The organism is Variovorax sp. V93, from assembly GCF_041154485.1.
Taxonomy (GTDB): Bacteria; Pseudomonadota; Gammaproteobacteria; order Burkholderiales; family Burkholderiaceae_C; genus Variovorax; species Variovorax beijingensis_A.
In genome coordinates this window covers 432,311-446,201 of record NZ_AP028669.1, presented here as the reverse complement: position 1 = coordinate 446,201, position 13,891 = coordinate 432,311, and the positions used below count along the sequence as shown (strand labels likewise).

The following is a 13,891-nucleotide window of genomic DNA, read 5'->3' as shown; positions in this document are numbered from 1 at the left end:
TCATGCCCGCCGCCCTCAGGGCTTGTACTTCCATACGCTCTTGTAGCTGCCCGGCACCAGCGCCATGCTGCTGCCGTCGAACTTGATGTAGATCGCCGCCTCCTGCGCCGCGCGGTCGTCCGGGCCGAACTCGATGGGGCCGGCCATCACGCCGGAGTCGAACTTCATCGTCGAGAGCGCCGCCAGCACCTTCTCGCGCGTGGGGTTCGGGCCCGCGGCCTTCAGCGCGTTGACCACCGCCATCGCCGAGGGAATGCCATAGGGCATGTAGGTCTGCGGATAGCCGGGTTTCGAGGCCAGGTCGGGGTAGGCGGCCCTGTACATGTCGTACACCCACTTGAGCTTGGGCCCCCCGGGAAGATCGGCCAGCACTTCCTGGATGTAGACGTTCTTGAAGGCGTCCTTGTTGCCCACGTTCTCCACCAGCTGCTTCAGGTCGGCGGTGGAATTCACGGCCAGCACGATGGGCTTGTTGAAGCCCAGCTCGAAGGCGCGCTTGACGATCAGGCTCACGGGCCGCGCGTAGGTGGTGAGCAGCAGCACGTCGGGGTTGGCGGCCTTGATCTTCAGCATGGGCGCCGTGACGTCGGTGATGTTGGGGTTGACCGACTGCACCTGCAGGTCGACGCCGCCGAGCGCCTTCGCCTGCGCCTGGGCCGACTCGAGGTTCCAGCCGCCGTAGGCGTCGTCGTGGTTGATGTAGCCGATCTTCTTCGCCTTGAGCTGCTCGCTCGCGAACTGCACCATCGAGCCGCCCACCGCATGCTGCGAGATGGAGAACGCGCCGTAGATGTATTTCGACGGCGGATACAGCGCCCCGTCGCCCGAGGCGTTGAGCATCACGAGCGGGATCTTTGCGCGCTCCACATACTCGCGCGCGCCCACCACGGCGGCCGAGCAGGACCCGCCGTTGAGCAGGAACACCTGGTCCTGCTCGGTGAGCTTCTTCACCGCGGCCAGCAGGTCGTTGGCATTGCAGCGGTCGTCCTCCACCACAAGCTCGATCTTGCGGCCGTTCACGCCGCCTTCCTTGTTGACCTTGTCGTAATACATCCTGGCGGCGTTGATCACGTCGAAGCCGTAGTTCATCGAGGCGCCCGACATCGGCGAGAACATGCCGATCTTGATGGTCTTGTCGGTAAGGCCGGGTTCGGACTGCGCAAACGCGGCGGGCGCCAGCGCGCACAGTGCCGCGCTGGCGGCCAGGGCCGAAAGCAGATTCTTCTTCATGGTGCTGTCTCCGTTGGAATAAAGGGAAGGCGGGGCGTGGGCCCTACTGCATGCGGTAACCGCCGTTGACATCGATCACGTTGCCCGTGATGTAGGCCGCCTGCTCCGAGGCGAGGTAGTCGACCGCACCCGCCACGTCGTCCACCGTGCCGATGCGCCCGAGCGGGATGTTGGCGGCCGCCGCCTCCAGCGCTCCGCTGCTGCGCACGGTGCCGCGCAGCATGTCGGTGTCGATGAGGCCGGGCGCCACCGCGTTGACGGTCACGCCCAGGTGCGCCGATTCGCGCGCCATGGCCTTGGTGAGCCCGAGCACCGCCGACTTGGCGCCGATGTAGGTCGCGCTTGAGCGGTAGCCGCCAAGCTGCGCCGCCACCGAGCCGAAGGTGACGATGCGGCCATGCGCGACCGGCCTGGCCTCGCGCCGGCGCAGGTAGGCGCGCCCGCAGAGGAACACGCTGCGCGCGTTGACCGCGAAGGTACGCTCCCAGTCCTCCAGCGTGGTGTCCTTGATGGGCGAACGCTCGCCGCCGGGCATCAGCAGCACGCCGGCCACGCAGACCAGTGCGGCGATCGGGCCCAGATGGGCTTCGATGTCCTCGAACGCCGCTTCCACCGCCGTTTCCTCGCTCACGTCGAACTGGCGAAAGTGGTGGCCCTCGCCCAGCGACCGCGCCACGGTGCGCGCGTTGCCGCCGTCGATGTCGGCCACCACGACGCGAAAGCCGCTGGCCGCGAGGCGGCGGCACACGGCCTCGCCGATGCCCCGGCCACCGCCGGTCACGAGGGCCAGCCGGCCGTGGGGTTGTGCATGATGTTCCGCCATGGACTGCGATGTCTCCGGCTGCGCGAGGCAGCATGAATATTGATCGAAGGGTCGCATTGTGTATACATGACAGCCTCAGATCTCCCTCGTTTTCCCTAATATCACGCAATATTCACAACTTCTACTGGCATCATGTATACCTGATATGGACACACTCTCCCAACAGGTCACCGAGACGCTGCGCGCCTGGATCCTTCGCGGCCGGCTGGCGCCCGGCACGCGCGTGGAGGAAGTGCCGATCGCGGAAAGCCTCAAGGTGTCGCGCACGCCGGTGCGTACCGCGCTGGCCGCGCTTGCGATGGAAGGGCTGATCGATCACCAGCCAAAGAAGGGCTACCTGGTGCGCTCGTTCGCGCTCGAGGACATCCTGGCGGCCTACGAGGTGCGCTCCGTGCTCGAGGGGCTGGCATGCCGGCGCTTTGCCACGCTCGGCGTGGACGAATCAACCGCAGCACTGCTGCACGACTGCCTGCGAGAAGGCGACGAGATCCTGGCCAAGGGACAGTTGCTGGTCGAGGACCTGGCGCCCTACCAGCAGATGAACGTGCGGCTGCACAACGCGCTGATGCAGGGTGCCCGCAATCCGTGGGTCATGCGCTTCGGCGCGCAGGCGCAGGCGGTTCCCTTCGCATCGGACCGGATCATGCTGTGGAACGACCACGGCGTGATCCTGCGTTCGCACGACGACCACCACCGCATCGTGCATGCGGTGATCTCGGGCGATGCGGCACGCGCGGAGCAATTGATGCGCGAGCACGTGTATTACGCGGGCATCCTGCTGCGCGACAACTACCAGCGGCTGCTCGACGAGCGCAGCCGCGACGGCGCTTCGGGACCGATGACCACCGAAACGCCGCCATAGCGGCAACCAGCCCTTCAGCGCCTCACGCGCAGCATCCCCTCTTGCGCCGTCGACGCCACCAGCCGCCCGTCACGCGTGAACAGGCTGCCTCGGCACAGGCCGCGCGCGCCGCTGGCGCTCGGCGAATCCAGCACGTAGAGCAGCCAGTCGTCCATGCGGAAATCGCGGTGGAACCACATCGCGTGGTCGAGGCTGGCGGGACGGACCTGTCCGCTCATGAAGCTCAGGCCGTGCGGCAGCATCGCGGCGCGCAGCAGGCCGTGGTCGGAGGCGTAGGCGAGCAGCGCGCGGTGCACCACCGGATCGTCGGGCAGCGGCGCGATGGCGCGCATCCAGATGGCGCTGTCGGACGAGCGCACCACCGGCGCCAGCAGGTCGTCGGCCTCGACGCCGCGGTATTCGATGCCGTGCGGCTCCAGGCCCTTGACGCGCCAGCGCTCGGGCAGGCGGTCGCCAAGCGCGATGCGCTGGTCGAGTTCGCTCGCGAGCCCCTCGGGGCCTTCGACCGCCGGCATGGCGAACTGGTGCTCGACGCCGTCGTCCACCGTCTGGAAGGAGGCCGACATCTCGAAGATGATGCGTTCCTGCTGGCGCGCCACCACGTGCCGCGTGGTGAAGCTGCGGCCGTCGCGCACGCGATCCACGCTGTATTCGATGGGCGCATGCTCGCCCGGCAGCAGGAAATAGGCGTGCATCGAATGCACCGGCCGCTCGGCGCCCACCGTGAGGCTGGCGGCGGCGAGCGACTGGCCGAGCACCTGGCCGCCGAACACGGCGGGTGTGCCGATGTCTTCGCTCTGCGCCAGGAAGCGGTCGCCCCCGAGCGGCTCGATCTGCATGAGCGCGACGAGTTCGTCGACAAGGCGGGCGGCGGTGGCGGGATCGGTGGTCATCGGGGGCATTCAATGCGAAAGAAAAGCAACCCCGGACCATAGCAAAGGCCGCGCCCGCGGGCTGTCGCGGGGCGGTCAGCGCGCCGCCAGGAGCTCAGCGATCGAGATCGGCGCCGTCGGCCGCCAGCTTCTTCTGAAGCGCCGGCACGTCGACGTCCGCGAACTTCGCGCTGGCACCCAGCGAAGCCGCGGCCGTGCCCGCCGCCTGCCCCATCACGAAGCAGCCGCCGCTCGCACGTGCGGCCGACTGGCCTTCGTGCGTCATGGCGGCGCAGCGGCCGGCCACCAGCAGGTTGTCGACGGTGCGCGGCACCAGCATGCGCCACGGCAGCTGGTTGTAGGTGCGGCTCTCGTCGCGCGGAAAGGCCCACTCGATGCGGCCTTCGGCATGCATCTCCATGGGCCAGGCGTTGATGCCGATGCTGTCGTCGAAGCTGGCCGACGACAGGATGTCCTCGCCCGTGAGCGCATAGAGGCCCTCGATGCGGCGCGTTTCGCGGATGCCGACCTGCGGCGCGATCTCGACGATGGCCGATTGCGCAAAGCCCGGCACCTCGGCCTTCATGAACCTGAAGTACTCGGCAATCTGGCGCCGGCCTTCGAGCTCGCCTTCGGTGAGTTCGCGCGCGTCGACGCCGTTCATCGCGCGGCCGGCCGCGTTGCGGATCTGCGTGACGTTGGCGCGCCATTCGCGCGGATCGATGTTGGGCCGCAGGATCGCGCCTTCGCGCGGGAACCTGTAGGCGCCCGGCTTCTGCGCCTGCACCCGTGCCATCAGCTCGTTGATGGCCTTGAACTCGCCGACGGCCGCGAGCGCGGGCTGCGCATCGACCTGGCCGACGCGGAACATGGTGGTCGGAAACAGGCCGCTGCCATGGCCGTCGCCCACTTCGAAGGGCACGCCCGCAAAGGCCGCCACGTCGGCGTCGCCGCTGGCATCGACGAAGGCATTGGCGCGGATCGCCTGCCGGCCCGACTTGGTCTCGACCACGAGTGCCGCGATGCGGTCGCCCTCGCGCACCACCGCGGCGGCCCAGGCGTGGAACAGCAGTTTGACGCCGGCATCGAGCAGCAGCTGGTCGGCTGCGATCTTGTAGGCCGAGGTGTCGTAGGAGCGCACGCGGATGCGCCCCTGCATGCCGTCCTGCGGGGTGTTGAGGCCGCCCAGCGCATCGATGCGCGCCAGCAGGTCGTCGGCCACGCCGCGCACCAGCAGCGTCATCTCGCCGTGGCGCTTGCCGTAGAGGCCCGCGAAGTTGGTCACGCCGCCCGCGGTGCCCATGCCGCCGAGAAAGCCGTAGCGCTCCACCAGCAGCGTGTTCGCGCCGTGGCGCGCCGCGCTCACGGCGGCGGCAATGCCGGCGGGGCCGCCGCCGACCACCACCACGTCATATTCGCCGAACACCGGCAGCTCGCGCGCCGGCTCGGACAGGGTCTTCCTGTGCTGCACGGCCGTCATCACTGGATCTTGATGCCGCGGGCCGAGATGATGCGCGTCATGATCGCCGCCTCTTCCTTCACGCGCAGGCGCATGCCGTCGGGCGAGGTGCCCACGGCCTGCCAGCCCTGCTCGAACAGCTTCTGGCGCACTTCGGGCTGCTTCATGATGACCTCGACCTCGCGGCTGATGCGCGCCTGCGCGGTCTTCGAGAGGTTGGCGGGGCCGAGCAGCGCCACCCACACCTCGAGGTTGAAGTCGCGCACGCCGGCGTCGGCGAGCGGCGGCAGCTCGGGCACCAGCGCGCTGCGGCCGCCCGTGAGGCCGATGGCCTTGAGCTTGCCGGCGCGCACCTGCGGCATGGCCACGCCCGGCGGGATGAGGCCCATCTGCACCTGGTCGCCGAGCATCGCGGTCACGACCTGCGGGTTACCCTGGTAGGGCACGTGCTCCGGGTTGAAGCCGGCCACGCGGCTCTTGAGCAGTTCCATGCCCAGGTGCCCGACCGAGCCCACGCCCACCGAACCGTAGTTCCACTTGTCGCCGCCCTTGCGCGCAGCATCGAAGAAGGCCGTGCCCGAGGGCAGGTTGTTCTGCGCCACCAGCACCAGCGGGGCCGTGGCAATCAGCGAGAGGTAGGTGAAATCCTTGGCCGGGTCGTAGGGCAGCCGCGGGTACAGCATCTTCGACGAGGTGAGATTGCCGTTGATCACGATGCCCAGCGTGTGGTCGTCGGTGGCCTTGGCCACCATGTCGGCGGCGATGTTGCCGGAGGCGCCGGGCTTGTTGTCGACCACCACGGGCTGGCCCAGCGCCTTGGCCAGCGGCTCGGCGATGGTGCGCGCGGCAATGTCGGGCGTGGAGCCGCCCGGAAAACCCACGAGCAGGCGGATCGGCTTGGTCGGCCAGGCATTGTTCTGTGCGCTGGCCGCCAGCGGCAGCGCGGCGGCGGCCAGGCCGCAGGCGATCAGGAGGGCTCTCTTGGTTGCTTGCATGGAAGGTGAAAAGGGAATGTGAAAAAACCGTAATGATTACACCAGGGTTAACAATTCCTAGCAGGCTGTTGAATTTCTCCCCCGCCTAAACGGAGCAAGCAGAGCTGTCGTCGTGGATACCGTGTTCGTGCTCGTCACGGAGTGAAGACGATGCGTGGATCAGACGGAATGCAAGAGGCGCTGTCCACGGTGGCCAAGCTTGAGGATTTCGTGCCCGCAGACGAACCGACATCCCGGTTACGCAGTGAGCGATGCCACAGACGTTGGCGCAATGAGGCACCGCACCGGCGCGAAAAGTGCAACGGCATCGTGTGCGCGCGCAATGACGCGGTCACGAACCCGACAAACAGTTCCGCGGAACCTCGCGACGAGCACCTTTATCGGCGTCGAGGGCCGAAATTCAACAGCCTGCTAGTCAAGGCTGATGTTGCCGCGGCGGACCAGCTCGCCATACACCTTGGACTTGGCCTCGGCGTTGCGCTCGATCTCCTCGGGCGACCAGGCCAGCGGCTCGAAGGCGAAGGTGTCGAAGCGCGCGCGGATCTCGGGGTCGGCAATGACCTTGGCGACGTCGGCATTGATCCTGGCCTTGACGGCCGCCGGCACGCCCTTGGGCGCGAGCAGCGAGACGAAGGAGTTGACCTCGAGCGAGGCCGGCCCGCCGGCCTCGGCCATGGTCGGCACGTCGGGCATCTGCGGAATGCGCCTGGGCGCGGCAATGGCCAGGTAGCGCAGCTTGCCGGCCTTGTAGATGCCCTGGCTCGACGGAATGCTGGCAAAGCTCCATGGCACTTCGCCCGTACCCACGTTCGAGAACAGCTGCGATACCTCGCGGAACGGCGCATGCCGCATGCGGATGCCGGTGAGCGCCTCGAGCTGCTGCGCGCCCAGGTGGCCCGGGCTGCCCACGCCCCACGAACCGTAGACGATGGCATCGGGATTGGCCTTGGCGGCCGCGATCAGGTCGCTCATGTTCTTCCACTTCGACTCGCTCGACACCGCCACGAAGAAGGGCGTGCGAAACAACGAGGCCACGGGGTCGAAGTGCTGCAGCGTCACGAAGTTGCGCGACTTGTACAGGTGCGGCAGCGCGGCGATGTGTTCGCTGTCGAGCTGCAGCAGCGTGTAGCCGTCGGGCGCCGCGCGGCGCGCCTGGTCGATGGCGATGAAGCCGCCGCCGCCCGGCCGGTTGTCGATCAGCACGCGCTGGTTCCACAGGCGCGAAAGCTTGTCGGAGACCAGCCGCAGCACCGCGTCGGGCCCGCTGCCGGCCGCGAAGGGCGTGACCAGCGTGACCGGCTTGTTCGGGTAGTCGGCGGCCTGCGCCAGGGCACCGCTGCTGGCGACGGCGCCGGCCAGGGCAAGGACGCCTGCCAGCAATGCGCGTGATGGAAAGGTCATGGCTTGTTGTCTCCTGGGCCTGTGGCCTCGAATGGTGATGATGAAGGAAACCCGCTCGCTCAGTGTGGCGAAAGCACCGCGGCCGCCTCGGCGCCAGGCACCGCGACAGGGCGCTGCAGCGGCAGCGGCGCGTCGTCCAGGCAATGCTCGGGCCGCCAGGCATAGAGCCACTCGACCGCATCGTAGAAGCGTTCGGGCGTGCGGCCCACCCAGAGGCTGTTGCGCACCAGCCGCTCCACGCCCCTGGCGTGATAGAGCCGTCCCATCTCGCGCACCGACAGCACCACGCGCGCGGTGCGCGGAATGCGCGCAGCCTCGTAGAGCTTGAAGGCGGCCGGCATGTCGAAATCGCAGGCCCGCACCGCGGCGCCCAGCGTGACGGCGTCCTCCAGCGCCATGCAGGCGCCCTGCGCGAGGTACTGCATCATCGGATGCGCGGCGTCGCCGAGCAGCGTGGCCGGGCCGTCGCTCCAGCGCGCCACCGGATCGCGGTCGGCCGTGCTCCAGCGCCGCCACGAGCTCGGCCGGTCGAGCAGCTGGCGCGGGCGCGCATGCACGCCCTCGAAGTAGGAAAGCACTTCTTCCTTGCTGCCTTCGGAAACGCCCCACTCTTCCTGCTCGCGGCTGTGGAAGGTGACGACCAGGTTGTATTGCTCGCCATGGCGCAATGGATAGTGCACCAGGTGGCAATTGGGCCCGGCCCAGACCACGGGCGCGTTCCAGCGCAGGTCGGCCGGCATGTCGGCCACCGGCACCACCGCGCGGTACACCACGTGGCCCGAGACGCGCGCCTCGTCGCCGACCAGTTGGGCGCGCACCACCGACTTCACGCCGTCGCAGCCCACGATCGCATCGGCCTTGAAGCGCCGGCCGTCGCGCGTGGTGGCAACCACGCCCTTCGCGCCGCCTGCGCCGATGTCGAGCGCCTCGACCTGCGCCGAGGTATGGAAGCGGATCAGCGGATGCCGCTTCACGGCCTCGTGGATGGCGCCGTGCAGGTCGGCGCGGTGGCTCACGGCATAGGGGTTTTTGAAGCGCGCGCGGAAGGCCTCGCCCACGGGCACGGAAGCCACTTCGCTGCAGTCGACCGCATCCATCATCACGAGCCGGTCGGTGAAGACCGAGTGGCGGCGCACCGCCTCGCCCACGCCGAGCGCATCGAGCGCCGCGAAGGCATTCGGGCCGAGCTGCAGGCCGGCGCCGATCTCGCCGATGGTCGCGCTCTGCTCGAGCAGGTCGATGGAAACGCCGAGGCGCGCGAGCGCCAGCGCGGCCGCCATGCCGCCGATGCCGCCGCCGACGAGCAGCACGGTGGGGGGATTCTTCGGGGGAGATGTGCTCATCGCGGGTCCTCTGCGCAGGGCTCGGTCAGTCGATGCGAACGGTGAGCGAAGGCAGCTTGTCGATGCGCACCCTGATCGTCTGGCCGGGCTTCACCGCGCCCACGCCTTCGGGCGTGCCCGTGAAGATCAGGTCGCCGGGCTGCAGCGTGAAGAGCGTCGAGAGATTGGCGATCACCTCGTTGACGGACCAGATCAGGTGCGTGATGTCGCTGTTCTGGCGCACCTGGCCGTCCACCTCGAGCGTGATGGCGCCGGCGTTGATCTCGCCCACCTCGGCCAGCGTGCGCAGCGGCGCGATGGGCGCCGAGAAGTCGAAGGCCTTGCCGATTTCCCACGGCCGGCCGGCTTCGCGCATCTTCATCTGCAGGTCGCGCCGCGTCATGTCCAGGCCCACGGCATAGCCGTGGATGTGGCTGGCGGCCTGCTCCACCGCAATGTCCTTGCCGCCTTTGCCGATGGCCACCACGAGTTCGGCTTCGTAGTGGTAGTTGCTCGTGAGCGGCGGGTAGGGAATGGCGCCGGCCGCGCCTTCGGCCACGGGCACCACCGAGGCATCGTCGTTGGGCTTGCAGAAGAAGAACGGCGGCTCGCGGTCGGGGTCGAAGCCCATTTCGCGCGCATGCGCCGCATAGTTGCGGCCCACGCAATAGACCCGGCGCACCGGGAACAGGTCGCTCGAACCGGCAATGGGCAGGCCGACGATGGAAGGAGGCGTGAAGACGAAGGACATGAAGGCTCCTGCCGCGCGCGGCGGCTCATGGTCAAGACAAGAAAAAAGAAAGAAAAAGAGCTCCGGCCGGCTCTCAGGCTTCGTCGAGGAAGGCCTCTCGCAGGATGCCCATGGCCTGCTGCACGGGACGGTCGGAAAAACTGAAGAGCACCACGTCCTCGCCGGGCGCCGAGAGTCGAAGCGGCGCCCACGAAGGCACGACGAAGGTGTCGCGCGGGCCAAACTCGAAGCGCTGGCCCGCGATCTCGGCGCTGCCGCGGCCTTCGACCACGCTGTAGACGGTGCCGTCGGTGGTCCGGTGCGCCTTGCCCGCGAAGCCCTTGGGCAGCAGCTGCAGCTGGGTGCCGATGGTGGGCATCGGCGCGCCGCCCGTCAGCGGGTTGATGTAGCGCAGCTTGTGGCCCAGCCAGGCATCGGGCGCTTCCTGCTTCTGCAGCAGGGCCAGCGCCTCGCGGCTGCGCGCGTAGGGGTAGTTGAAGATCGGCGAGGTGGGCGACACGTGGTCGTGGCGCACCGGCACCATGTTGTGGCCGAAGCGCGCGAGGCTGTTGCCCTCGGGGCGCGCCACGTGCTGCACCTTGGCGTCGTCGTTCTCGGCAAAGCCGGCGTCGAAGAAGCGCAGCATCGGAATGTCGAGCCCGTCGAGCCAGACCACCGGCTCCACCTTGCCGCCGACGCCCTCGTTGCCATGGTCGTGCCAGGCCCAGGACGGCGTGATGATGAAGTCGCCCGGGTACATGGTGGTGCGCTCGCCGCCCACCGTGGTGTAGGCGCCCTTGCCGTCGACGATGAAGCGCAGCGCCGACTGCACGTGGCGGTGCGAGGGCGCCACCTCGCCCGGCATGATGAGCTGCAGGCCGGCGTAGATCGACTGCGTGATCGACGAGCTGCCGGGCAGCGCCGGGTTCTCGAGCACGAGCACGCGGCGCACCGCTTCCTCGGCGGTGATGAGCGCGGCCGACTCCATCAGCAGCGGGCGGATCTCGTCGTAGCGCCAGAGCGCCGGCACGCAGGGCGTGGCGGGCTCGCGCGGCACCAGCGCATGCAGCGACTCCCACAGCGGCGTGAGGTGGAGCGGGCGGATGCGCTCGTAGTAGTTGCGGCGCTCCGCGGCATTGGCAGGCGCCGGGGCGGCGGGTTTCTGGGCGGTGGGGTTCATGGGCTGCAGCAGTTCCGGCCGTCGTGCGGCGGTTGTCTCCGGGGAAGTGCGATCTTCCGCCGGTACTACTATTGGCGCAACGGGTCCGTGACGATAGGCCCGATCTGTTTTTTTGATAGTGATTGCCGCAAAGGAGATGTTCCATGGCCCAGCTCGATCTCGAATGGCTGCTGGTGTTCGACGAGGTCTACAAGACGGCCAACGTGTCGAGCGCCGCCGAACGGCTCGGCATGTCGCAGTCGGCGGCCAGCACCGCACTGGCCCGGCTGCGCACGCACTTCGGCGACAAGCTGTTCGTGCGCACCTCGCGCGGCATGGAGCCCACGCCCTATGCGCGGCAGATCCAGCCGCTGGTGCTCGGCATCCTCGACCAGCTGAACCGGGCCAAGGGCGGACGCGCCAGCTTCGACCCCGCCACCGCGGCGCGCAGCTTTCGCATCTGCATGACCGACATCAGCGAGGTGGTGCTGCTGCCCGGCCTGCTCGACCACCTGCGGCGCACGGCGCCCGGGGTGCGCATCGAGACCGAAATCATCTCCACCGAGAGCGGGCGCCGGCTCGAAGACGGCGCGGTGGACCTGGCGGTAGGCTTCATGCCGCAGCTGGACGCGGGCTTCTACCAGCAGACGCTCTTCATGCAGAACTTCGTCTGCCTGGCCGCGCGCAACCATCCGCGCATCGGCGAGCGGCTCACGCGCAAGCGCTTCGAGAGCGAGGCGCATGCGGTGGTGGCCTCGTCGGGCACCGGCCACGCCATCGTCGACAAGACCATCGCGCGGCTGGGGCTCCGGCGCAACGTGGTGGCCAGCCTGTCGAGCTTCCTGAGCGTGGCGCGCATCGTGGCGCACACGGAGCTGATCGTGATCGTGCCCGCCATCCTCGGCAAGGTGCTGGCCACGCAGGAGCCGGTGAAGCTGCTGGAGCCGCCCTTCGAGCTGCCGGCCTACGCCGTCAAGCAGCACTGGCACGAGCGCTTCCACGCGGACGCCGGCAACGCCTGGCTGCGGCGCACGCTGGCGGAGCTGTTCGGCGGCGGCTGAGCGTGCGCGCCGCGCCGACCGGCGGCGCGCGCTGCGGCCGGCGCTCGCTCGCATAATCGGAACCCCACCCACGGCTCACACAAAAAGGCGGCGCATGTCCTCCATCACCCTTCGCTTTCTGGCCGAGCCCAGCACCGTCAACTTCGGCGGAAAGGTCCACGGCGGCACCGTCATGAAATGGATCGACGAGGCCGGCTACGCCTGCGCCACCAGCTGGGCCAAGCGCTACTGCGTGACGGCCTTCATCGGCAGCATCCGCTTTCACCATCCGATCATGATCGGCGACCTGGTCGAGGTCGAGGCCCGGCTCGCCTACACCGGCACCACCAGCATGAACATCTCGGTCGAGGTGCGCAGCGGCGACATGAAGGGCGGCACCATGGACAAGACCACCGAATGCCTGATCGTCTTCGTCTCGGTCGATTCGCACGGCCGGCCGCTGCCGGTGCAGCCCTACGTGCCGGGCACGCCGGGCGAAATGGCGCTCGCAGAGCGGGCCAAGGCCCATCTCGATGCCAGCCGTGCCGCCGGAGCCGCGGCTTAGCGCCTGGCGGTAGATACAAAGCTCTAAAAACGAGCGGGCCGAGCGGCTAGAGTCGCTCGTTGGTATTCACAGGAACATTCGCATGGCTACCCAGGACGACGACCACGGCACCAAGGGCTCGGACCGCATCAAGGATTCGGCCCAGCAGATCTGGCTTGCGGGGCTGGGCGCCTTCGCCAAAATGCAGCAGGAAGGCAGCAAGGCCTTCGAGGCGCTGGTGAAGGACGGCGCCGGCCTGCAGAAGAAGACCCAGCAGGCCGCCGAGGAAACCCTGGCGCAGGCGCAGACGCGCATGGCCGGTTTCGCGAGCGAGTTCGGCACCAAGGCGGCGGGCCAGTGGGGCAAGCTCGAGAACATCTTCGAGGAGCGCGTGGCGCGCGCGCTCGAAAAGCTGGGCATCCCCTCGGCCGCCGAGCACGCCGCGCTGCAGGCCCGCGTGGCCGCGCTCGAGGCCGAGCTGCATCACCGGCCGGGCAAGCCCACCGCGGCTGCGGGGCGCACCACCACCACCCGCAAGACGGCGGGCCGCAGCGCAGCACCCGCGGCCGCCACCAAGAAGACCGTGCGGCGCAGCCCCAAGGCGGGCTGAAAGCTCTCCCTCCGGGCCCATTTTTGCGGCGGTGCACAACGCGCGCCGCCGCAAAACATTGCGCTGGCGCATTCATGGTGCAGTGCACATAGGCTAGAGTGTCCCCAAGAGATAAAAAACGGGGACTGACATGGCCAAGAAGGCGCCACGCCGCACAGCGCAACGCATCCTCGAAGCCGCACTCGAGCTGTTCAACCGCTTCGGCGAGCCGAACGTCTCCACCACGCTGGTGGCGGGCGAGCTCAACATCAGCCCCGGCAACCTCTACTACCACTACCCCGCCAAGGAAGAGCTGATCAACAAGCTCTACGAAGGCTACGAGGCCGAGCTCAACGAGCTGCTGCATGCCAGCGAAGGCGTGCACGATGTGGAAGACGCCTGGTTCTTCATGCACAGCCTGTTCGAGCTGATCTGGCGATACCGCTTCCTCTACCGCGACCTGAACGACCTGCTGAGCAAGAACCGGCACCTGGAAACGCAGTTCCAGCTGGTGCTCAAGAACAAGACGCGCGCCATCCGCATGCTGATCGCGGGGCTGAGCCGGGCCGGCCACCTGGACATCGACGTGCACGAGGTCGACACCCTCGCCCAGAGCATGGTGGTGGTGCTGACCTACTGGCTCAGCTACGAGTACGTGCGCAATCCGCGCGAGGCGCTCGAACCGGCCCACGCCCAGGGCGCGCTGATGCGCGGCGGCCAGCACACGCTGCACCTGCTCGCGCCGTACCTCGAAGGCGAGCAGCGGCGGCATTTGCTGACACTGAGCAACGCCTACAGCGGCGATGATCCCGCAAGCGTGCGGCCTGCGGAGGCCGCCGCCGATTTGGCAGCCGAGGCCCGCTAA

At 68.3% G+C, this 13,891-nt stretch carries 14 protein-coding genes; 5 read left to right on the top strand and 9 right to left on the bottom strand.

Going from position 1 to position 13,891, the window contains the following annotated elements:
* Positions 1–15 precede the first annotated feature (15 nt).
* Together ACAM54_RS02010 and ACAM54_RS02005 are read right to left on the bottom strand one after the other, a co-directional pair.
* The gene (locus tag ACAM54_RS02010; RefSeq protein WP_145742734.1) at positions 16–1,230 is read right to left on the bottom strand and encodes an ABC transporter substrate-binding protein; all 1,215 of its coding nucleotides are present in this window, start codon (positions 1,228–1,230) and stop codon (positions 16–18) included.
* A 43-nt stretch (positions 1,231–1,273) separates the two neighbouring features.
* Positions 1,274–2,053, bottom strand: coding sequence for an SDR family NAD(P)-dependent oxidoreductase (locus tag ACAM54_RS02005; protein WP_369649660.1), 780 nt, complete (start codon positions 2,051–2,053; stop codon positions 1,274–1,276).
* Between the two features lie 145 nt (positions 2,054–2,198).
* Between ACAM54_RS02005 and ACAM54_RS02000 the strand changes: the two genes are divergently transcribed.
* Positions 2,199–2,915: a GntR family transcriptional regulator gene (locus ACAM54_RS02000; RefSeq protein ID WP_369649659.1), complete on the top strand. Its 717-nt coding sequence runs from the start codon at positions 2,199–2,201 to the stop codon at positions 2,913–2,915.
* Positions 2,916–2,929: 14 nt separating this feature from the next.
* On the opposite strand, the gene ACAM54_RS01995 is transcribed toward ACAM54_RS02000, so the two are convergent.
* From ACAM54_RS01995 to gtdA, 7 genes are all read right to left on the bottom strand, one after another.
* Positions 2,930–3,808 carry an acyl-CoA thioesterase gene (locus ACAM54_RS01995; RefSeq protein ID WP_369649658.1) on the bottom strand — a complete coding sequence of 293 codons (879 nt, stop codon included), beginning with the start codon at positions 3,806–3,808 and terminating at the stop codon, positions 2,930–2,932.
* A gap of 94 nt (positions 3,809–3,902) precedes the next feature.
* The gene (locus ACAM54_RS01990) at positions 3,903–5,267 is read right to left on the bottom strand and encodes an FAD-dependent oxidoreductase (protein WP_369649657.1); all 1,365 of its coding nucleotides are present in this window, start codon (positions 5,265–5,267) and stop codon (positions 3,903–3,905) included.
* Entirely contained in the window at positions 5,267–6,241 is a 975-nt protein-coding gene (locus ACAM54_RS01985) for a Bug family tripartite tricarboxylate transporter substrate binding protein (protein ID WP_369649656.1), read from the bottom strand. Before ACAM54_RS01985 ends, ACAM54_RS01990 begins: the two co-directional genes overlap by 1 nt.
* A gap of 411 nt (positions 6,242–6,652) precedes the next feature.
* Entirely contained in the window at positions 6,653–7,642 is a 990-nt protein-coding gene (locus ACAM54_RS01980; RefSeq protein ID WP_369649655.1) for a Bug family tripartite tricarboxylate transporter substrate binding protein, read from the bottom strand.
* A 59-nt stretch (positions 7,643–7,701) separates the two neighbouring features.
* Complete coding sequence (locus tag ACAM54_RS01975; protein WP_369649654.1) at positions 7,702–8,985, bottom strand: 3-hydroxybenzoate 6-monooxygenase; 1,284 nt, start codon at positions 8,983–8,985, stop codon at positions 7,702–7,704.
* A 25-nt stretch (positions 8,986–9,010) separates the two neighbouring features.
* Positions 9,011–9,715 carry a fumarylacetoacetate hydrolase family protein gene (locus ACAM54_RS01970; protein WP_369649653.1) on the bottom strand — a complete coding sequence of 235 codons (705 nt, stop codon included), beginning with the start codon at positions 9,713–9,715 and terminating at the stop codon, positions 9,011–9,013.
* A 73-nt stretch (positions 9,716–9,788) separates the two neighbouring features.
* The gene (gene gtdA / locus ACAM54_RS01965; RefSeq protein ID WP_369649652.1) at positions 9,789–10,874 is read right to left on the bottom strand and encodes a gentisate 1,2-dioxygenase; all 1,086 of its coding nucleotides are present in this window, start codon (positions 10,872–10,874) and stop codon (positions 9,789–9,791) included.
* Between the two features lie 143 nt (positions 10,875–11,017).
* On the opposite strand from gtdA, the gene ACAM54_RS01960 reads away from it, so the two are divergent.
* The 4 genes from ACAM54_RS01960 to ACAM54_RS01945 all read left to right on the top strand — a co-directional run bounded on the left by ACAM54_RS01960 (position 11,018) and on the right by ACAM54_RS01945 (position 13,891).
* The gene (locus tag ACAM54_RS01960) at positions 11,018–11,914 is read left to right on the top strand and encodes a LysR family transcriptional regulator (RefSeq protein ID WP_192323435.1); all 897 of its coding nucleotides are present in this window, start codon (positions 11,018–11,020) and stop codon (positions 11,912–11,914) included.
* Positions 11,915–12,008: 94 nt separating this feature from the next.
* Positions 12,009–12,458 (top strand): acyl-CoA thioesterase, encoded by a 450-nt coding sequence (locus tag ACAM54_RS01955; protein WP_369649651.1) that lies wholly within the window; start codon positions 12,009–12,011, stop codon positions 12,456–12,458.
* 82 nt (positions 12,459–12,540) lie between these two features.
* On the top strand, positions 12,541–13,047 hold the full coding sequence (locus ACAM54_RS01950; RefSeq protein WP_369649650.1) for a phasin family protein: 507 nt from the start codon (positions 12,541–12,543) through the stop codon (positions 13,045–13,047).
* Between the two features lie 130 nt (positions 13,048–13,177).
* Positions 13,178–13,891 (top strand): TetR/AcrR family transcriptional regulator, encoded by a 714-nt coding sequence (locus tag ACAM54_RS01945; RefSeq protein WP_145742756.1) that lies wholly within the window; start codon positions 13,178–13,180, stop codon positions 13,889–13,891.